Raw genomic sequence first — 19,977 nt, 5'->3', positions numbered from 1 at the left:
CCTTCCCGCCTGTCGTCAGTCCACACCGAAGAACGCACGCACGCCCCCCAATGCTTCCCGGAACGCCGCGATCTCTTCGGTGGTGGTGTACACCGAGGCGGAGGCCCGCGCGGTAGCTGCTACGCCGAACCGCCGGTGCAGCGGCTGCGCGCAGTGGTGACCCACCCGGACGGCGATCCCCCGGTCGTCGAGCACCTGCCCGACGTCATGCGCGTGCACGCCCTCGACGACGAAGGACACGACCGCAAGACGGTCCCGGGTGTCCGTGGGGCCGACGATCCGCACGCCCGGGATCTCCCCGATCCGCACCAGCTCGGCCGTGAGCTCGCGCTCGTGCCGGGCCACCCGGTCCATCCCCAGCTCGCCGAGCCACCGGGCCGCGACCCCCATGCCCACGGCCTGGGCGACCATCTGCGTGCCGGCCTCGAAGCGCTGCGGCGGCGGGGCGTACGTGGTCTCGGTCATCGTGACGACCTCGACCATGGACCCTCCCGTGGTGACGGGCGGCATGGCCTCGAGCAGCTCGCGCCGCCCGTACAGCACGCCCACGCCGGTGGGGCCGAGCATCTTGTGCGCGCTGAACGCCGCGAAGTCCACGCCCAGGGCGTGCACGTCCACGGGCAGGTGGGGCACCGACTGGCAGGCGTCGAGCACGGTGAGGGCGCCGACGCGGCGTGCGGCCGCCACCAGCTCGGCGACGGGCGCGATCGCACCGGTCACGTTCGACACGTGCCCGAACGCCACCACGCGGGTGCGGTCGGTGATCACGCGGCCGATGTCGGACAGGTCGAGCCGGCCCGCCTGCCCTGAGCCCGTCGAAGGGTCCACCCCGAACCAGCGCAGGACGGCGCCGGTGCGGGCGCACAGCTCCTGCCACGGCACGAGGTTCGAGTGGTGCTCCGCCTCCGTGACGACGATCTCGTCGCCCGGCGCGAGGCGGAACCGCTCCGCGGCCGCTCCCCCGCGCCCGGCGGTCGCGTTCGCCAGCGCGTAGGCCACGAGGTTGAGCGCCGCCGTCGCGCCGGGGGTCCAGACGATCTCGCCCTCGTCCGCGCCGACGAACCCGGCCACGGCGGCCCGGGCATCCTCGAACGCCTCCGTCGCCTCCTCGGCGAGCTGGTGCGCGCCGCGGTGAACGGCCGCGTTGCGCTGCTCGTAGAAGTCGACCTCGGCCTCGAGCACCACGTTCGGCTTCTGCGACGTCGCGGCCGAGTCCAGGTAGACGAGCGGCCGACCGCGCACCGTGCGCTCGAGCAGCGGGAAGTCCGCCCGCACGGCGGCGAGCTCCGCCGCGCCGAGGACGCCGGGCTCGAGGGCTCCGGCGGCCCCGGACGGGCGCACGGTGTCGGTGGTCATCTCGTCCTCCTGGGTGACGGCCTGGGGTGGTGGCCTGGTGACGGTGACTCAGGCCATCGTCGCGCCGGTGCCGACGTACTTGTCGTACCCGTTCTCCTCGAGCTGCTCCGCGAGCTCGGGGCCGCCCTCCTCGGCGATGTTGCCGTCGACGAAGACGTGCACGAAGTCGGGCTTGATGTAGCGCAGGATGCGCGTGTAGTGCGTGATGAGCAGCACGCCGACGTCGGTGTCCGCCTTGGCGCGGTTCACGCCCTCGGACACGACGCGCAGGGCGTCGACGTCCAGGCCGGAATCGGTCTCGTCGAGGACGGCGAAGCGCGGCTTGAAGAGCTCCATCTGCAGGATCTCGTGGCGCTTCTTCTCGCCGCCGGAGAAGCCCTCGTTGAGGGAGCGCTCGGCGAAGGTCGAGTCGATGCGGAGGTTCTCCATCGCACCCTTGACCTCCTTGCCCCACGTACGCAGGGCGGGCGCCTCGCCGTCGATGGCGGTCTTGGCGGTGCGCAGGAAGTTCGCCACGGACACGCCCGGCACCTCGACCGGATACTGCATCGCGAGGAACAGGCCGGCGCGGGCGCGGGCGTCGACGGTCATCGCGAGGAGGTCCTCGCCGTCGAGCGTCACGGTGCCCGAGGTCACCTGGTACTTCGGGTGGCCCGCGAGGGCGGAGGCGAGCGTGGACTTGCCGGAGCCGTTGGGCCCCATGATGGCGTGCGTCTCGCCGCTCTTGATGGTGAGGTCGACGCCGCGCAGGATCGGCTTGGCGCCTTCCTTGGTCTCGACGCTGACGTGCAGGTCGCGGATCTCCAGGGTGGACATGTTGAGTGTCTCCAGGTCTGTGTTGCGAAGAATGGGGGTTGCCGAGGTGGTCACGACGCGACGGCGAGCGGCTCGTCGACGTCGACCAGGATGCGGTCGCCGTCCACGGTCACCGGGTAGACCGGCACGGGCTGCGTCGCGGGGAGCTGCACCGGCTTGCCGGAGCGCAGGTCGAACTGCGAGCCGTGCAGCCAGCACTCGACGAGGCAGCCCTCGACCTCCCCGTCGGACAGGGAGACCTGTCCGTGCGAGCAGATGTCGGAGATGGCGTGCCAGCCGCCGTCGGCGTCGCGGACGACGGCGACCGGGACCGGCCCCCCGTCCGCGCCGTCGAGCTCCACGAGCATGGCCTCCTCGGGGGCGAGGTCGTCGGCCATGCAGGCAAGCTGGGAGGTCATCGCAGGGTCACACCGCCTCTGCCGGCACCGCCGGCGCTGTCGGCTCAGTCGGCTCAGTCGGCGCGACGCCGGTGATGGCGCTCATCGACTTCTCCAGCTCGGCCTCGATCGAGGCGAGCAGCCGCTCCTCGACCGACGCGACACCGATCTGCTCGATCAGCTCTGCGAAGAAGCCGCGCACCACGAGCCGACGGGCGTCGACCTCCGGGATGCCACGCGCCATGAGGTAGAAGAGCTGCTCGTCGTCGAACCGGCCGGTGGCGGACGCGTGGCCCGCGCCGGCGATCTCGCCGGTCTCGATCTCCAGGTTCGGCACCGAGTCGGCGCGGGCGCCGTCCGTGAGCACGAGGTTGCGGTTCAGCTCGTAGGTGTCGGTGCCGGCCGCCTCGGCCTGGATCAGCACGTCCCCGACCCACACCACGTGGGCTCCGGCACCCTGCAGGGCGCCCTTGTAGGCGACGCGCGACTTGCAGTTCGGCACGGCGTGGTCGACGAAGAGCCGGTGCTCCTGGTGCTGGTCGGCGTCGGCGAAGTACAGCCCGACCATCTCGACCTCGCCACCCTCGCCGGTGAACGTCGCGTCCGGCGTGAGTCGCACGACGTCGCCGCCGAACGTCACGACGACGTGCTTGAGCTTTGCGTCGCGGCCGATGCGGGCCCGGTGGCTGGAGGCGTGCACCGCCCCGTCGGCCCAGTCCTGCACGGTGACGAGCGTGAGGTGCGCGCCGTCGTCGACGACGACCTCGACGGTCTGGGTGAGCGTCGCGTCGCCGCGGTGGTCGATGACGACGACGCCTTCGGCGTGGTGCTCCGCGTGGACCAGGAGGTGCTGCGCGGTGGCGTCCTTGGTGACGCCCTCGATGCGCACGGACGTCACGTCGGTCGCGACGGCCTCCGCCGGGATGGTGATGACGGTCGCCTCTGCGGCCGAGTTCCACGCCGTGACCGCGGTGCGGTCCCCCGGCTTCCCGGCGGTGCCCAGGCGGGCGTCGTCGTGCGCGACGATCTCGACCTTGACCTCGGGCGCCTCGACGACCGTGGTCAGGACGCCGCCGGCGCCCAGGTCCTCGGCGAACAGCGGCCGCAACCGCGCGACGGGCGAGAAGCGCCATTCCTCCTCGCGCCCTGAGGGCACGGGGATGTCGGCGAGGTCGAACGAGGTCACGCGCTCGGCGCGCGAGCCCTGCGGCACGACACCCTGCCCGAAGGCGTGGGAGTGGGCGCCGTCGGCAACGGCACGCGAGTGGTCAGTAGTGATGGGCTGTGCAGTCATTTAGCCGACGGACCCTTCCATCTGCAGCTCGATGAGGCGGTTGAGCTCGAGGGCGTACTCCATGGGCAGCTCGCGCGCGATGGGCTCGACGAACCCGCGCACGATCATGGCCATCGCCTCGGTCTCCTCCATGCCTCGGGACATGAGGTAGAACAGCTGGTCCTCGCTCACCCGCGAGACCGTCGCCTCGTGCCCCATGGACACGTCGTCCTCGCGGACGTCGACGTACGGGTAGGTGTCGGACCGGGAGATCTGGTCGACCAGCAGCGCGTCGCACAGCACCGTCGACGCCGAGTGCTCGGCGCCCTCGAGCACCTGCACCAGGCCGCGGTACGACGTACGGCCGCCGGCGCGGGCCACCGACTTGCTCACGATGGAGCTCGACGTGCGGGGCGCGGCGTGCACCATCTTGGCGCCCGCGTCCTGGTGCTGGCCCTCGCCCGCGAAGGCGATGGACAGCGTCTCGCCCTTGGCGTGCTCGCCCAGCAGGTAGATCGCCGGGTACTTCATCGTGACCTTGGAGCCGATGTTGCCGTCGACCCACTCCATGGTGGCGCCCTCGGCGGCCGTGGCGCGCTTGGTCACCAGGTTGTACACGTTGTTCGACCAGTTCTGGATGGTCGTGTAGCGCACGCGGGCGTTCTTCTTCACGATGATCTCGACGACGGCCGAGTGCAACGAGTCGGAGGAGTAGATCGGGGCGGTGCAGCCCTCCACGTAGTGCACGTAGGAGCCCTCGTCCGCGATGATCAGCGTCCGCTCGAACTGGCCCATGTTCTCGGTGTTGATCCGGAAGTAGGCCTGCAGCGGGATCTCCACGTGCACGCCCGGCGGCACGTAGACGAACGACCCGCCGGACCAGACGGCCGAGTTCAGCGCGGCGAACTTGTTGTCACCGGCCGGGATCACCGTGCCGAAGTACTCCTGGAACAGCTCAGGGTGCTCGCGCAGCGCGGTGTCGGTGTCGAGGAAGATGACGCCCTGCTTCTCGAGCTCCTCGTTGATCTGGTGGTAGACGACCTCGGACTCGTACTGCGCGGCGACACCGGCGACGAGGCGCTGCTTCTCCGCCTCGGGGATGCCGAGCCTGTCGTACGTCTCCTTGATGTCCTCGGGCAGGTCCTCCCAGGACGTGGCCTGCTTCTCCGTGGAGCGCACGAAGTACTTGATCCGGTCGAAGTCGATCCCGGTGAGGTCCGCGCCCCAGTTCGGCATCGGCTTCTTGCCGAACAGGCGCAGCGCCTTGAGGCGCAGCTTCCGCATCCACTCGGGCTCGTCCTTCAGCTCCGAGATGTTCTTGACGACGTCCTCGTTCAGGCCGCGCTGCGCGGCCTCGCCGGCGGCGTCGTCGTCGTGCCAGCCGAACTGGTACGCACCGATCGAGTCGATGATCTCTTCATCGGACCGCTTGTCGGTGCTCTGATCCGGTGCCGTCTGGGCGGCGTCCTGGGTGGGAGCGCTCATCGTGTTCCTTCCTGCGGGCCGCCGCGGCGGACCGCGGGGGTGGGGAGTCCGTGGATGGTCGAGGGAATGATCGACGGGATGGTCGGGGTGCCCGGGCCGGGCGTGGCCGGCTGTCCCACGGGCACGTTGGTCACGCACGCGTGGGCTCCGCCGGCGATCGTCGCGAGGCGCTGGACATGGGTGCCGAGAAGCTCGGAGAACGCCTTGGCCTCGGCCTCGCAGAGCTCGGAGAACTCCTCGGCGACGTGCTGCACCGGGCAGTGGCCCTGGCACAGCTGGACGGTCGGGAGCAGCGGCCCGGCGACCGGTCGCACCGAGGCCGCGTAGCCGTCAGCGGACAGCAGGCCGGCAAGCTGGCCGGCACGCTCCTGCGGGTCGGTGGCGGTGAGGCGCGGGGCGTACCGCCGCACGACCGCGTCGTACCGGTCGGACGCGAACCGCGCCACCGCGTCCGGGCCGCCGGCGTCGCGGAGGTAGCGCATGACCTGCGCCGCCAGCTCGGAGTAGCCGCCCGACAGGTCCGACTGGCCGCGAGCGCTGACGACGTACCGCCGGGCCGGGCGGCCGCGGCGGCCCGACGCCGGTCCGCCGTCGTGTACCGCGATGGTGTCGTCGTCCTCGAGGCAGGCCAGGTGGCGGCGCACCGCGGCGGAGGTGAGGCCGAGACGGTCGGCGAGCTCGCCCGCGGTCACAGGGCCCTGGCCGGCGACGAGCTCCAGCACGCGGCGGCGCGTGGTGCCGTCGTGGTCGGAGGTCCCGTCGAGCGTGCGCGCGTCAGGACGCCCGGGCACTCGACGCTCCGTGCCGTGCTCCGTGCTGGATACGGTGCTGGTCGACATGCGCTCACCCCCGTCCGGCTCCTGGATCAACCGGGGGCACAACTCTCCCCGGCGACGTCGTCGATATAGGTAACATCCTTGTTGCGTAATCCAGGATGTCAAGCAAGGCATGCCTCACCCGGCTCGCTTGACGGGCCTCTCGCGGGCCGGCTGTCGCCAACGTCACGTCGGAGACGTCGGTCATTCGGTGTCGTCGACGACCCGCCCCTCGATCACCTCGCCCGGGCGGGGCCCGCGAGCGCCCGACCCGAACTTCCGCATCCGCAGCCCGAGCACGATCAGCGCGATGCCGATGGCCACCGCGAAGGCGCCGATGATCACCGACATCGCGGCGATGGTGCCGCCCGGGTTGGTGAAGCAGACGACCGCCAGCGCCACCAGGAGCAGCCCCGTGATCAGGCTCCACACCCACGTCGCTCCCCCGCGCCGGCGCAGCGCGGGCACCACGAACAGCTGCAGCAGGCCGAAGGCGAGCGCCCACACGGCCACCAGCACCAGCACCACGCCCAGCGCGAGCTGCGGCAGGAAGAGCAGGACGGCGCCGAAGACGAGCGCCACGATGCCGATGCCCAGGTTCGCCGACCCCGCCTGGCTGCCCCGGCGGCGCAGCCCGTCGACGATGCTGACCAGCCCGTCCACGACGACGAAGATGCCGAACACCTGCACCAGCAGGCCCGGGGTCTTGTCGGGCAGGAGGATCGCGAGCAGGCCGAAGAGCAGAGTCAGCACGCCACGCACGAACGGCCAGTACCAGAGCCGGCGCGCGAGGGCGGCGGCGTCGGGCGTGGCGAACACGTTGTACGTCATGGCTGCTCCTGATCTTCGTGCCGGTGCTTCCTGCCGGCCGGCGGGTCCGTAGAATCTTCCGGTGCCCACCTCGATCGCGCCATCCGGTGCGGACGGCGCCGCGTCGTCCGCCCGCCCTGCCGAGGACCTGCGCGCCGGCGGCGCCGACGCGGCCGTCCACGTGCACGGTCTCGTCAAACGGTACGGCGGGCGCGACGTCGTCGCAGGTCTGGACCTCGCCGCGGACGCCGGCGCCGTGACGGCCGTGCTCGGGCCGAACGGCGCGGGCAAGACCACCGCCGTGGAGTGCTGCGAGGGGCTGCGGGTGCCGGACGGCGGCACCGTGCGGGTCCTCGGACTCGACCCGGTCGCGGACGCCCGCGCGCTGCGCCCGCGGGTGGGCGTCATGCTGCAGGACGGCGGCCTGCCCACGGGCGCCCGCGCGGGCGAGGTGCTGCGGCACGTCGCCGCGATGTACGCCGCCCCCCGCGACGTCGACGAGCTGGGCGAGCGGCTCGGCATCGGCTCCTTCACGCGCACGACCGTGCGCCGCCTGTCCGGCGGCCAGCGCCAGCGCCTCGCCCTCGCGGCCGCGGTGGTCGGGCGCCCGAAGGTCGTGTTCCTCGACGAGCCCACCGCCGGGATGGACCCGCAGAGCCGCCACGCCGTCTGGGAGCTGGTGCGGGAGCTCCGCGACGAGGGCGCGGCCGTGGTCCTGACCACGCACCTCATGGACGAGGCGGAGGACCTGGCCGACCGCGTCCACGTGGTCGACAAGGGGCACGTCATCGCGTCGGGCAGCGTCCCCGAGCTGCTCGCGACCGACGCGCAGGGCGACCGCACCCTGCGGTTCGACGCCGTCGCGGACCTGGACCGGGCCGCGATCGCGGCCGCGCTGGCCGGGGCCGGCGGGCCGAGCGGGCCGAGCGGGCCGAGCGGGCCGAGCGGGCCGAGCGGGCCGAGCGGGCCGAGTGACGCATGGGTCGTGACGGAGCCGCAGCCCGGCTCCTACGTCGCCACGGGCCCTGCCGGGCCGCGGGCGGTCGCGGCGCTCGCGGCCTGGCTCGCCGACCACGACGTCCTCGCGAGCCGCCTCACCGTGGGGCGCCGCACGCTGGAGGACGTCTTCCTCGACCTGACGGGACGCCACCTGCGATGACCACCTCCCCCGCCGCTGACCCCGCGGCGTCCGCCCGCCCGCCCGGCACGCCCTTGGCCGCCCCCGCCCGGAGCCGCGTGCTCGCGCAGGCCGGCTTCGAGACCCGCGCGATCCTGCGCAACGGCGAGCAGCTTCTGGTGACGATCGTGCTGCCGGTACTGGTCCTGCTCGGGCTGACCCGCACGAGCGTCATCGGGATCGACACCGGCGGCCTGGACCGGATCGACTTCGTGACGCCCGGGGTCCTCGCGCTCGCGTGCGTGTCCACGGCCTTCACCTCGCAGGCGATCGCGACCGCGTTCGACCGCCGCAACGGCGTGCTGCGCCTCCTCGCAACCACCCCGCTGGGCCGCGGCGGCCTGCTCGCCGGCAAGCTCCTGGGCGTGCTGGCCGTCGAGTTCGTGCAGGTCGTGGTGGTCGGCGCGGTCGCCCTGTCGCTCGGCTGGCAGCCCGCGGCGGCGGGGATCCTTCCCGCGATCGGCGTCGGGCTCCTCGGGACGGCGGCCTTCACCGCGCTCGCGCTGCTGCTGGCCGGCACGCTCCGCGCCGAGGGCGTGCTCGCCGTCGCGAACCTCGTGCTCGTGCTCCTCGTGGTCGGCGGCGGCCTGCTCGTGCCGCCCGACCAGCTGCCCGGTGCGCTCGCGCACCTCGCGACGTTCCTACCGTCGGGCGCGCTGGGCGAGGCGATGCGCGGCGCGCTGCTCGGCACGGGCGTGCCCGTGCTCGCCGTCGTGGTGCTCGCCGCCTGGACGGCGCTGCTGGCATGGGCCGCAGCCCGGTTCTTCCGCTGGCAGTGACGACGGCTCGGCCCGGCCGCGGACCCGGGCCAAGGTCACACTCCAGGGTGCCCGGGAGCGGCAGGGGGGCCTGGAACGGGGCGATAACGTAGAGCCCGTGACCTCGCCGAGTCCTGCCGTGCGCCCCGCCAACGACGCCGCCCCGGGCGCCACGACCGATCGCCTCGCCCGGTTCCGTCCCTGGACCCGCGGCGCGTTGCTGGCGAACGTCATCGGCCAGATCCTCATCATCGGCACCGGCGGCGCCGTGCGCCTCACCGACTCCGGCCTCGGCTGCTCGACCTGGCCGAACTGCGAGCCCGGACAGTTCACCCCCGCGTTCCACCAGGCGTCGACCATCCACCCGTACATCGAGTTCGGGAACCGCACCCTGGCGTTCGTGCTCGGCATCATCGGCCTCCTGGTCCTCCTGCTCGTGTGCACCGACCGGAGCCGGACCCGGTCGTACCGTGCGCTCGGGGTCGTACCGCTGGTCGGCGTCGTGGCCCAGGCGGTGATCGGCGGCGTCGTCGTCCTGCTCGACCTGCACCCCGGCTGGGTCTCGCTGCACTTCGGCGTCTCCGCCGCGCTCGTGTGGTTCAGCGCCTACCTGCTGAACCGGCACGGCGAGGGGGACGCACCGCCCGCGCCGGTCGGCCCCCGTTCGGTGAGCACCGTGGGAGCCCTGCTCGGCCTGCTGCTGATCCCCGTCGTCACGCTGGGGGTGCTCGTCACGGGTGCCGGGCCGCACTCGGGTGACACCGAGGTCGGCTATCGGCTGGCGCTCGACCCGCTGACCGTCACCCGCGCGCACTCGGCGACGGTCTGGCTGTTCCTGATCACGCTCCTGGTGCTCCTGGTGCTCCTGTATCGCGCCCGGGGCGACGACCGGATCCTGCGCGCCCGGCGCGGCGCCTGGCTGCTGCTCGGGGTCGCCCTCGCGCAGGGGCTCATCGGCTACGTGCAGTACTTCACCGGCCTGCCCGAGATCCTCGTGGGGGCCCACCTGGTCGGCGCGGGATGCCTCACCTGGGCCACCGCGAACGCCGTGCTGCGCCTGCGCACCCGCTGAGCGGCGCCGCCGCCACGCAGCGCCGCGCTAGCGTGCTGGCATGCGTATCGAGGTCGACGGCCGCCCCGCGACGGCCCAGCAGGTCGCGACCACCTACGGGCACTTCACCGCCATGCAGGTCCGCGGCGGCGGCGTGCAGGGCCTGGAGCACCACCTGCGGAGGCTCGACGCCGCGCACCGCGAGATCTTCGACGCCACGCTCGACGACGACCGCGTGCGCCGGCTCGTGCGGCACGCGCTCGCCGGGCAGGCCGACGCATCCGTGCGGGTCGTGCTGCGGGACCCGGTCCGCGTCGCCGTCCAGGTCGACGACCTGCACCGCCCGCCCGCCGCGGCGCAGCGCCTACGCTCCGTGCCGTACCTGCGACCGTTCGCACACCTCAAGCACCTGGGCGGCTTCGCCCAGGTCCAGTGGGCGCGGTGCGTGGAGCGCGAGGGGTACGACGACGCCCTCCTCACCGGCCACGACGGCGCCGTGGCCGAGTCGTCGATCGCGAACATCGGGTTCGTCGACCCGGACGGCGGCGTCGTGTGGCCCGCCGCCCCGCACCTGCGCGGCACCGGCCTGGCGCTGGTCGAGGAGACGACGACGAGCCGGACACGGCCGGTCCACCTCCGCGACGTGACCGGGTTCGCCGGCGCCTTCCTCGTGAACTCGATCGGGATCGTGGCGGTCGCGTCGGTCGACGGAGCGGCCCTGCCCGACGCCGCCGCCCACGTCGACGCGATCCGCCGCCGGGTGGCTGCCCTGCCCTGGGACCCGGTCTAGGCCCGGCTCCCCTTCGGACCCGCGGTCGGCACGATCGTCAGAACCCGGCGATCCCCGGAGCGAGCTCGGCGAGGAGGCGGGGGTCGCGCAGGCGCCGCTCGACGTCGGCGCGGCGGCGGGTGACCTCGGGCCCAGGGGCCAACAGGTTCTCCTGAGCGGAGCTGAACGACACGGTGCGTCGCGCCGCACCTGCACGGCTCGTGGCCCAGTCGTCGAGCACGCTCTCGTGCGCCGGCTCGCCGACGACGTCGGCGAGCAGGGGACCGAGCTCGCCGACGTCGAGGAGCCCGGCGTTCAGCGCCAGGGCGCCGTACCCGGTGAAGACGTGCGCGGCATCTCCGGCGAGCACGACGCGGCCGCGACGGAAGGTATCGGCCACCCGTGCGTTGCGGCTCAGCGTGCGGCGCAGCTGGTATGGACCGGGGCCGGCCGGCGCCGTGAGGCCCACCTCGAAGCCCAGGACGCGGGCCACGCTCTCCCGCAGCTCGGCGATCGTCATCGGGGCGTCGCCGTCGACCTCCGGCGGATCCCACTCCTGGGTGCTGACGACGTGCGGCCCCCGGCCGAAGGCGCCGAAGGTGACGACGCCGCCCGGGGTGCGATGGGTCAGGAACGGACGCAGGGAACGGCTCCCGTCGACGTGGTGCCCCGAGCCGGCGGGGACGCGCAGGCGACCCGTCGACGTGAGGGTCTCGCGCGGGACGACCACGTGCCCGTGCCGGGTGACGACGTCGCCCCGTGTGGCGCCGGAGAACCCGATGCCGGCGGCCTTGCGGACCGTGCTGTGCGCGCCGTCGCACCCCACCACGTAGGCAGCGCGGAGCGCGGAAGACGCACCGCCCTCCTGCAGGTGCACCGTCACCCCGTCCGCGCCCTCGTCCAGGTGCGTGACGGTGACTCCTCGCCGGACCTCGGCACCGTGACGCGTCGCGCTGGCCCCGAGCACGATCTCGAGGCGCCGCTGCGGGACGGGCAGCACGTAGACGGGGTTGTCGGCGAGCCTGCGCAGCGGGAGCCGGAAGCCGGCGTAGCCGAAGGACGGTGCGGGCCGGGGCCTGTGGCCCAGGTTCCCCGTGCCCGCTCGACGCCACCAACCTCCCCATGTGCCGTCTCCGCGGGCGAGGTCGCGGTACAGGCCGCGGTCCGCCAGCAACCGGACCGACCGCCCCACGATCCCGTTGGCGCGCGGCAGGTCGTCGGGCTCGTCGCGCGACTCGAGCACGACGACGCCCACGCCGCGCTCGGCAAGGTCGGCGGCAAGGAAGAGGCCGGTCGGCCCAGCACCCACGACGACGACATCGGTCTCATCGGGTCGAGCAGGAGAAGTCATGCAGTCAACTTAGGTTGACGTCGCTGCCGCGTCAACCCCGGTTGACGGATGATGCCGGAATCGGACCCGGGGGGGTCCTCTCCGTGAGGCGCACCGGGCGGTCCCGGCACCGTGACGGTGGCGGGCGAGCGTGTGACAGCGCCGTGACAGCCGGCTGGGAGCGGCGACGCGCACGGTGAGGTCATGACCACCACCGCGATCGAGGCCCACGGCCTCGTCAAGACCTTCGGCGACAACCGCGCCGTGGACGGTGTCGACCTCTCCGTCGCCACCGGCACCGTCTACGGCGTCCTCGGCCCCAACGGCGCCGGGAAGACCACCACGATCAGCATGCTTGCGACGCTGCTGCGCCCCGACGCCGGCACGGCCACGATCTTCGGCCACGACGTCTCGCGCGAGCCGTTCGTCGTGCGCCAGCTCATCGGCGTGACCGGCCAGTACGCCTCCGTGGACGAGACGCTCAGCGCGACCGAGAACCTCATGCTGTTCTGCCGCCTCAACGGGGTGCGCGGTGCGGCCGCCACACGCCGCACCCGCGACCTGCTCGAGGAGTTCCACCTCACCGACGCCGCGTCGCGGCCGCTGAAGAACTTCTCCGGGGGCATGCGCCGCCGGCTCGACCTGGCGGCAAGCCTCATCGCCCAGCCGCCCCTGCTGTTCCTGGACGAGCCCACCACGGGCCTCGACCCGCGCACCCGCGCGCAGATGTGGGAGACCATCCGCCGCCTGGTCGCGACGGGCTCCACCGTCCTGCTCACCACGCAGTACCTCGACGAGGCCGACCAGCTCGCCGACCGCATCGCCGTGATCGACCGCGGACGGGTGGTCGCCGAGGGCACGGGCGACGAACTCAAGTCGTCCGTGGGCCAGCAGTCCCTGCAGCTCACCCTCGTACGCCCCGAGGACTCCCCCACCGCCCTCGAGGCCGTCCGGGACGTCCTCGGTGTCCCCGCCACCCCGTCCTCGGAGGCGCGCCGGCTCACCGTGCCCGTCGCCGACCCGGCCCGCGTCACGGACCTGTTGGTCCACCTGCGCACCGCCGGCGTCGACCTCGACGGACTGTCGATGGACAAGCCGACCCTCGACGAGGTGTTCCTGACCCTGACCGGCCACGACGCGACCGACCAGTCCACGACCGACCGGGCCGCCGCCGGCTCCCCCGAGCTCGAGGAGATCTCCGCATGACCACGCTCACCTCCGTCCCCACGGCGCCCACCGCGCCCGGCGGGCGCATCGTCCCCGGTGCCGAACGCACGCTCCGCAACCGCGTCGGCCTCGGGCAGGCCGTCTCCGACTCGCTGGCCATGGCACGGCGCGGGCTCATCAAGATCCGGCGCACCCCCGAGCAGCTCATCGACGTCACGATCCAGCCGATCATCTTCACGCTGATGTTCACGTACATCTTCGGCGGCGCCATCTCCGGCAGCATCGCGGCCTACCTGCCGGTCATCATCCCCGGCATCCTCGTGCAGACCGTCATCACGGCGTCGGCCGTCACCGGCACCCAGCTGCGCGAGGACATGGACAAGGGCGTGTTCGACCGGTTCCGGTCCCTGCCCATCGCCCGCATCGCCCCGCTCGCCGGCGCCCTCGTCGCCGACCTGATCCGCTACCTCATCGCCACGACCCTGACGATCGTCATGGGCCTGGTCATGGGCTGGCGCCCGGGCGGCGGGGTGGGCGGCGTGCTGCTCGCCGGCCTGCTCGTCATCGTCTGCGCCTGGTCGCTGAGCTGGATCTTCGCGTTCTTCGGCGTCATCGGGCGGTCCGCGTCGTCGGTGCAGGGCATCTCGTTCCTGATCCTCTTTCCGCTGACCTTCCTGTCCAACGCCTTCGTGCCCGTCGACACGATGCCCGGCTGGCTGCAGGGCTTCGTCAACGTCAACCCGGTGTCGCACCTGGTGACCGCCGTGCGAGACCTGGCCGGCACCGGCTCCGTGACCGGCCAGGTCGGGATCGCGCTGCTCAGCTGCGCCGCGGTGGTGGCGATCTTCGCCCCGCTGGCCGTGCGCAGCTACATGAAGAAGGCCTGAACCGGCCCGTCCGTCCCGCCGTGCTCCTGGTCGGCCTCCTGCGCGAGGCGGGCCAGGAGCACGTCCGCGCGCCCGACCAGCTCGTCGGGTGCCAGGGCCGCGACCCGGCGGTCCGCGTCCGCCAGGGCGTCGGCAGCGTCGGCGCCCGACGCCGTCACGGCGTCCCGCAGTGGTCCCCGCCGCAGGGACGGCAGGTCCTGACGCGCGCCGAGCCGGTCCGCGAGTGCCAGGAGCTCCGCCCCGGCCGCGACGCGCCCGGCCGCGACGATGCCCGCCGGCCCGACGGCCATGCACGCCCAGAACGCGACGCCGACCGACGAGGTCGCCATCACCGGGCGGTCGACGTATCCGCGCCCCGCGCCCCGCACGCCGCGGCCCACGTCGACGATGCGGCGCACGAGTCCGCCGTCGCCGTCGACGCCGGCCAGCACCCGTCGCACGAGCGTGGACGACGCCAGCATCAGGAACCACGGCGCGGCGTCTCCTCGCGGCTGGCCGGGGCCGAACGACTCGACCGCCTGCGTCAGGTGTGCGAGCGCCACGTCGCGGTCCCCCCGCGACCACGCCAGCTCGCCCCGCCCGAGCTCGACCACCGCGGCCGTCTCGGACGGCCTCGACCCCTGCCGCCCGCCGAGCGAGGCGGCCATGGACGCCAGGACGCCCTCGGCGGTCCGGGCATCCCCGAGCGTCAGCGACGCGCTCAGCTCGATCCACTCGACCTGCCGCAGTATCTCCTCGGCGCCGATCGCGCCCACCCTGTCCCTCGCCGCCGCCACCCAGCGCAACGCGTCCGCAGCATCCCCGCACTCGGCGACGAACGACGCGACCACCATCGCGGTCATCGCGGTGGCCGCGACGTCGTCGAGACGCAGCGCGACCTCGTGCGCCGCGACGGCGAGCTCGACGCCCCGGGCGAGCTCGCCGTCGTTCTCCCGCTGCTGAGCCTCGAACATGTACCCGATCAGAGCGGTGTACCCGTCGTCGGACCCCTGCAGCCGCGTGAGGACGCCGGCGGCCTCCTCTGGTGACCGTGCGAGGACGAGGCCGGAGAGCGCACGGGTGCGCGACCCGACGGCGCGGCTCGTCCGCAGGAGCCGGCGCAGGCGCCCCAGCGGCCGGGCCGCCGCGCCGGGGAGCCCGAAGATCGACGACGCGGCGATCACCTCGAGCGCGATCGCCGTGGCGTCCGCGTCCTGGTCCTGGACCTCCCAGCCGACGAGCGAGTCCAGCACCACGGGGACCAGGCCCAGCACTCGATCCTCGGCCCCGCGGACCGCCCAGCTGCCGAGGAGCGCGACGAAGCCGTGCACGACGACGTCCCGCCGTCGCAGGTCGATGGCGCGACGCACGGCGAACAGGAGGTTCTCCTGCTCGCGGCCGAGCTCGGCCACGGCCTCGCGCTGCTCGGGTGACAACATGCGCGAGGCGCACCGTCGCGCGACGGTCGACGACCACCCGAGCACCGCGTCGTCCGCGACCGTCTCCTCACGGGCGGCCGCGAGGCGCAGCAGCCCGAACTCACGCACGGTCTCGACCATGCGATAGCGCGCGGCGCCGTCGGCTTCCTCGACCCGCACGAGGGACTGCAGCACGAGCGCGGCGACGTCGTCGTCCACCTGCCACCCGGGCACGTCCGGTAGCAGGGCCCGCGCTGCGTCCGCCGAGAAGCCGTCCGGGAGCACCGCGGCCCGGCGCCACAGGGTCTGCTGATCCGTGGTGAGCAGGTTCCAGCTCCAGTCGAGCACCGCCTCGAGCGTGCGATGCCGATCCGGCACAGAGCGGTCGTGCACCCTCAGGAGGGCGAAGCGCTCGACGAGCCTGGCCTCGACCTCCGCGACGCTCAGGGTGCGCACGCGCGCCGCCGCGAGCTCGATCGCCAGCGGCAGGCCGTCGAGCCGCTCGCAGAGCCTGGCCACCGCCTCGCGCTCGAGCAGGGCGTCGGGGCGCACGGCACGGGCCCGCTCGACGAACAGGCGCACGGCTGGCCCGCCGTCCTCGTCGCCGGGGTCGGAGCCCAGCGGGGCCGGCACGTACGTGGCCTCCTCGTCGAGCAGCAGCGGGGTCCGGCTGGTGGCGACCACCCGCAGCCGCGGCGACACGCCCAGCAGCGTCCCTGCCCACCGGGCGGCGCCCTCCACGACGTGCTCGCAGTTGTCCAGGACCACCAGCGCGTCCGCGTCCCGCAGCCTGGCGGCCACCTGGCTCGCCAGGTCTCCGGCCTGGAGCCGGTCGGCAAGCCGCAGGGTGCCAGCGCCCGGGGCGACTCCCAGGGCGTCCGCGAGCGCCAGGACGACGTCCTCGTCGGAGCGCACCCCGACCAGCTCCACCACGGTCACGAGCCCGGTGTCGTCCACGGCCCGTCGGGCGACCTCCTGCGCGAGCCGCGTCTTGCCCAGGCCACCCGGGCCCAGGATCGTCACCAGGCGGGCCGCGCCCAGCGCGTCCCGCACGGCGCGGACGTCGGCCTCCCGGCCGAGCAGAGCCGTGGTGTAGCTCCGCAGGCCGCGGGCGAGACCGCCGGGCGTCGACGGCCGACCTCGGCCGGCATCGGGTCCCGGGCGCGACGGGTTCGACGCGGAGGGAGCCACGTCGTCGGGGCCCGGGTGCTCGCCGGCGGCGGCGAGGCGCTCGTAGAGTGCCGCCGTCGCCGGGCCGGGCTCGCTGCCGAGCTCGCGCACGAGCACCGACCGGAGCCGGGTGTAGACGCGCAGCGCCTCCGCGCGGCGCCCCAGACCGTCGAGCGCGCCCATGAGCGCGCGGGCCGCGTCCTCGTCCACGGGATCGGCGGCGAGGTCCGCGCCGGCCAGCTCCGCGACGACGGCGTGCTCGCCGGCCGCCTCGGCGGCGTCCCGGCGCACCACCCGCAGCTCGGCGTGCCAGCGCTCCGCCGCCGCCCGGAGCTCCCGGGCCACGCCCTCGAGGTCGCCGCCCTCGAGGTCTCCCCCGGGCGCCCCCGACCATTGCGCCAGGGCCTCGTCGGCCGCGGCCGACGCCGCGGGAGCGTCCCCCGCGACGAGCGCCCGGCGCGCGACGGCCAATCGGTCGCGCACGAGGTCCAGGTCGGAGGTGACCCCCAACGCATACCCGGCCTCGGTCGCGCGCACGGCGTCGCGACCCGCCACCGAGCGCAGCCGCGAGACGAGGTTCTGCAGCGCTGCCCGGGGGTCGGCGGGCAGCGTACCCTGCCAGAGCCGTTCGACCAGCGCGGTCGTCGGGACCCCGGAGTGCCCGGCCAGCGCGAGCAGCACCACCAACGCGGCCGACCGCGCGCCCCGGGGCGCGCGCACCGCACGGTCCGACCCCGCATTGGCCGGCCCAGCGCCGTCAGACCCAGCGCCGTCCGGCCCCGCGACACGCACCGGGCCGAGCACCCGCACCGCCGGCACCCGCACCGCGGCCACGGCCGACGTCGACGCGGCGTCGCTCACGGCGCTGTCGTCAGGACCGGGAGACCGGCGGGCGTCACGCACGTCTGTGGAGCCTACCCGCAGGTCACCCGCCGTGCCGCGAGGGCCACGGGGCGGCGGCCGGGCGCAGCGACTCCCAGCCGCCGGCGCGGCTCGCGGCCGCCGCAAGGATCCCCACGACCGCCGACGGGTTGTGCAGGCTGCCGTCCAGGACCAGCGCCACGGCCTCGTCCAGCGGGACGCGCCGCAGCTCGATCCCGGCCTCCTCACCGGTGCGGGTGTGGCGGGCCTCCGCCGACACCTCGCCCAGGCCGCGGGCCAGGAAGATGCGGACCGCCTCGTCGCTGCTGCCGGGGGACGTCGTGTAGTCCGCGAGGACGGCCCACCGCGAGGCGGTCGCGTCTGCCTCCTCGGCGAGCTCGCGCGCCGCGGCGTCGACGGCGGGCTCGCCGTCGATGTCGAGCAGCCCGGCCGGAACCTCCCACATCTGCGACCGCACGGGGTGGCGGTACTGGCGCAGCAGGAGCACGCGGTCGTCGTCGTCGAGCGCGACGATCGCCACGGCGCCCGGGTGCACGAGGTAGTCGCGCGTCACCGTGCCCGCGTCCCCGAGGTCGACGTCGTCGCGCACCAGGTCGAAGATCCGGCCGTGGTGCAGCAGCTCGTGCCCCAGCACGGGACGCGGTGCGACCTCGTCGGCGACGTGGTCGTCGAGCTGGTCGGCGGGCTCGGGGACCGGCCCCGTCACGCCTGCGCGCCCTGGCGGACGAGCGCCGCCGCGACCAGGCCCGAGAACAGCGGGTGCGAGCGGGTCGGGCGCGACTTGAACTCCGGGTGTGCCTGCGTGCTCACGTAGTACGGGTGCACGTCGGCCGGCAGCTCGACGAACTCGACCAGCTTCGCGTCGGGCGAGGTGCCCGAGATGACCAGCCCCGCCTCCTCGAGCTGCGCACGGTAGGAGTTGTTGACCTCGTACCGGTGCCGGTGGCGCTCCGAGGCGTGCTCGCTCCCGTACGTCTTCGCGACGACCGAGCCGGCGCCCAGGAGCGCGTCGTAGGCGCCGAGCCGCATGGTGCCGCCCAGATCTCCCTGGCCGCCCACGATGGCGAGCTGCTCCGCCATGGTCGCGATGACCGGGTGGGCGCTGTCCGGGTCGAACTCGGTCGACGACGCGTCGGCCAGGCCGAGCACGTTGCGGGCGTATTCGATGACCATCGACTGCAGGCCGAGGCAGATGCCGAGCGTCGGGACGAGGTTCTCCCTCGCCCACCGCAGCGCGCCGACCTTGCCGTCGATGCCCCGCACGCCGAAGCCGCCCGGGACGAGCACCGCGTCGACGCCCTCGAGCGCCTCCTGCGCGCCCTCCGGCGTCCGGCAGTCGTCAGCCGCGACCCAGCGGATCCCGACCTTGGCGTCGTTGTCGAACCCGCCGGCCCGCAGGGCCTCGGTCACGGAGAGGTAGGCGTCCGGCAGGTCGATGTACTTTCCCACGAGCGCGATCTCGATGTGGTGCTCCGGCTCGTGCACGCGCTCGAGCAGCAGGTTCCAGCCGTCCCAGTCGACGTCGTGGAACGGCAGGTCGAGGCGGCGCACCACGTAGGCGTCGAGGCCCTCGGTGTGGATGACTCGCGGGATGTCGTAGATCGACGGCGCGTCGGCGCAGTTGATCACGGCCTCGTTGTCGACGTCGCACATGAGGGCGATCTTGCGCTTGATGCTCTCGGGCACCTCGCGGTCGGAACGCAGCACGATCGCGTCGGGCTGGATGCCGATGGAGCGCAGCGCGGCGACGGAGTGCTGGGTGGGCTTGGTCTTCAGCTCGCCCGACGGGCCGATGTACGGCACGAGCGAGACGTGCAGGAAGAAGCAGTCGTCACGCCCCAGCTCGTGGCGCACCTGGCGTGCCGCCTCGAGGAACGGCTGCGACTCGATGTCGCCGACGGTGCCGCCGATCTCGGTGATGATCACGTCGACGTCGGGGCCCGCCTGGTCGCGCATCCGCGACTTGATCTCGTCGGTGATGTGCGGGATCACCTGCACCGTGTCGCCCAGGTACTCGCCGCGGCGCTCCCTGGCGATGACGCGGGAGTACACCTGGCCGGTGGTGACGTTCGAGGAGGCCGGGAGCTCGACGTCGAGGAAGCGCTCGTAGTGGCCGATGTCGAGGTCGGTCTCGGCACCGTCCTCGGTGACGAACACCTCGCCGTGCTGGAACGGGTTCATGGTGCCCGGGTCCACGTTGAGGTACGGGTCGAGCTTCTGCATGGTGACGCGCAGGCCTCGGGAGCGCAGCAGGCGCCCCAACGAGGAGGCGGTGAGTCCCTTGCCGAGCGACGAGGCCACACCACCCGTCACGAAAATGTGCCTGGTCTGGTGCGTCGCACCAGAGCGGCTGGAGGAACGGGGCTGGGGTCTGTTCGCGGTGTCGGCCACGGAACTCCATGCTATCAGCGGCACCGACGACGGCACGCGAACCGCACGGTGCGCCTTCTCACGTCT

17 protein-coding genes are annotated in these 19,977 nt (G+C 73.5%); 6 read left to right on the top strand and 11 right to left on the bottom strand.

The annotated features are described in order from the left end of the window. Nucleotides 1–15: 15 nt before the first annotated feature. From AC1C2V_RS19005 to AC1C2V_RS18975, 7 genes are all read right to left on the bottom strand, one after another. Entirely contained in the window at nt 16–1,356 is a 1,341-nt protein-coding gene (locus tag AC1C2V_RS19005) for a cysteine desulfurase (RefSeq protein ID WP_495391216.1), read from the bottom strand. Nucleotides 1,357–1,404: 48 nt separating this feature from the next. Next, a complete protein-coding gene (gene sufC, locus AC1C2V_RS19000; RefSeq protein WP_495391215.1) occupies nt 1,405–2,172 on the bottom strand; it encodes a Fe-S cluster assembly ATPase SufC in 768 nt (255 codons plus the stop codon). Nucleotides 2,173–2,222: 50 nt separating this feature from the next. Further along, nucleotides 2,223–2,570, bottom strand: coding sequence for a non-heme iron oxygenase ferredoxin subunit (locus AC1C2V_RS18995; RefSeq protein WP_495391214.1), 348 nt, complete (start codon nt 2,568–2,570; stop codon nt 2,223–2,225). Nucleotides 2,571–2,577: 7 nt separating this feature from the next. Next, nucleotides 2,578–3,843, bottom strand: coding sequence for a Fe-S cluster assembly protein SufD (gene sufD, locus AC1C2V_RS18990; protein ID WP_495391213.1), 1,266 nt, complete (start codon nt 3,841–3,843; stop codon nt 2,578–2,580). After that, nucleotides 3,844–5,307 carry a Fe-S cluster assembly protein SufB gene (gene sufB, locus AC1C2V_RS18985; protein WP_495391212.1) on the bottom strand — a complete coding sequence of 488 codons (1,464 nt, stop codon included), beginning with the start codon at nt 5,305–5,307 and terminating at the stop codon, nt 3,844–3,846. It lies immediately after the preceding gene. Then, on the bottom strand, nt 5,304–6,146 hold the full coding sequence (locus AC1C2V_RS18980) for a helix-turn-helix transcriptional regulator (protein WP_495391211.1): 843 nt from the start codon (nt 6,144–6,146) through the stop codon (nt 5,304–5,306). The genes sufB and AC1C2V_RS18980 overlap by 4 nt, the downstream gene beginning before the upstream one ends. 180 nt (nt 6,147–6,326) lie before the next feature. Further along, on the bottom strand, nt 6,327–6,953 hold the full coding sequence (locus AC1C2V_RS18975; RefSeq protein WP_495391210.1) for an HdeD family acid-resistance protein: 627 nt from the start codon (nt 6,951–6,953) through the stop codon (nt 6,327–6,329). A gap of 61 nt (nt 6,954–7,014) precedes the next feature. Between AC1C2V_RS18975 and AC1C2V_RS18970 the strand changes: the two genes are divergently transcribed. The 4 genes from AC1C2V_RS18970 to AC1C2V_RS18955 all read left to right on the top strand — a co-directional run bounded on the left by AC1C2V_RS18970 (nt 7,015) and on the right by AC1C2V_RS18955 (nt 10,708). After that, the gene (locus AC1C2V_RS18970; RefSeq protein WP_495391209.1) at nt 7,015–8,091 is read left to right on the top strand and encodes an ABC transporter ATP-binding protein; all 1,077 of its coding nucleotides are present in this window, start codon (nt 7,015–7,017) and stop codon (nt 8,089–8,091) included. Continuing rightward, complete coding sequence (locus AC1C2V_RS18965; protein WP_495391208.1) at nt 8,088–8,888, top strand: ABC transporter permease; 801 nt, start codon at nt 8,088–8,090, stop codon at nt 8,886–8,888. Before AC1C2V_RS18970 ends, AC1C2V_RS18965 begins: the two co-directional genes overlap by 4 nt. A gap of 97 nt (nt 8,889–8,985) precedes the next feature. Continuing rightward, a complete protein-coding gene (locus AC1C2V_RS18960) occupies nt 8,986–9,939 on the top strand; it encodes a COX15/CtaA family protein (protein WP_495391207.1) in 954 nt (317 codons plus the stop codon). A gap of 40 nt (nt 9,940–9,979) precedes the next feature. Then, on the top strand, nt 9,980–10,708 hold the full coding sequence (locus AC1C2V_RS18955; RefSeq protein ID WP_495391206.1) for an aminotransferase class IV: 729 nt from the start codon (nt 9,980–9,982) through the stop codon (nt 10,706–10,708). A 37-nt stretch (nt 10,709–10,745) separates the two neighbouring features. Here AC1C2V_RS18955 and AC1C2V_RS18950 read toward each other — a convergent pair whose 3' ends face one another. After that, complete coding sequence (locus AC1C2V_RS18950; protein ID WP_495391205.1) at nt 10,746–12,038, bottom strand: FAD-dependent oxidoreductase; 1,293 nt, start codon at nt 12,036–12,038, stop codon at nt 10,746–10,748. 183 nt (nt 12,039–12,221) lie between these two features. Between AC1C2V_RS18950 and AC1C2V_RS18945 the strand changes: the two genes are divergently transcribed. Together AC1C2V_RS18945 and AC1C2V_RS18940 are read left to right on the top strand one after the other, a co-directional pair. Then, nucleotides 12,222–13,223, top strand: coding sequence for an ATP-binding cassette domain-containing protein (locus tag AC1C2V_RS18945; RefSeq protein ID WP_495391204.1), 1,002 nt, complete (start codon nt 12,222–12,224; stop codon nt 13,221–13,223). Beyond that, on the top strand, nt 13,220–14,071 hold the full coding sequence (locus tag AC1C2V_RS18940) for an ABC transporter permease (protein ID WP_495391203.1): 852 nt from the start codon (nt 13,220–13,222) through the stop codon (nt 14,069–14,071). Before AC1C2V_RS18945 ends, AC1C2V_RS18940 begins: the two co-directional genes overlap by 4 nt. Here the strand turns inward: AC1C2V_RS18940 and AC1C2V_RS18935 are convergent. From AC1C2V_RS18935 to pyrG, 3 genes are all read right to left on the bottom strand, one after another. Then, a complete protein-coding gene (locus AC1C2V_RS18935) occupies nt 14,053–17,499 on the bottom strand; it encodes an ATP-binding protein (protein WP_495391202.1) in 3,447 nt (1,148 codons plus the stop codon). The two genes, AC1C2V_RS18940 and AC1C2V_RS18935, sit on opposite strands and share 19 nt — an antisense overlap. A gap of 64 nt (nt 17,500–17,563) precedes the next feature. Further along, the gene (locus tag AC1C2V_RS18930) at nt 17,564–18,226 is read right to left on the bottom strand and encodes an NUDIX domain-containing protein (protein ID WP_495391201.1); all 663 of its coding nucleotides are present in this window, start codon (nt 18,224–18,226) and stop codon (nt 17,564–17,566) included. Further along, nucleotides 18,223–19,911 carry a CTP synthase gene (pyrG, locus tag AC1C2V_RS18925; protein WP_495391200.1) on the bottom strand — a complete coding sequence of 563 codons (1,689 nt, stop codon included), beginning with the start codon at nt 19,909–19,911 and terminating at the stop codon, nt 18,223–18,225. The genes AC1C2V_RS18930 and pyrG overlap by 4 nt, the downstream gene beginning before the upstream one ends. Nucleotides 19,912–19,977: the final 66 nt, after the last annotated feature.

The sequence above is a fragment of the Isoptericola sp. Y541 genome, assembly GCF_059445465.1.
This window is presented reverse-complemented; position numbering and strand designations above follow the sequence as displayed.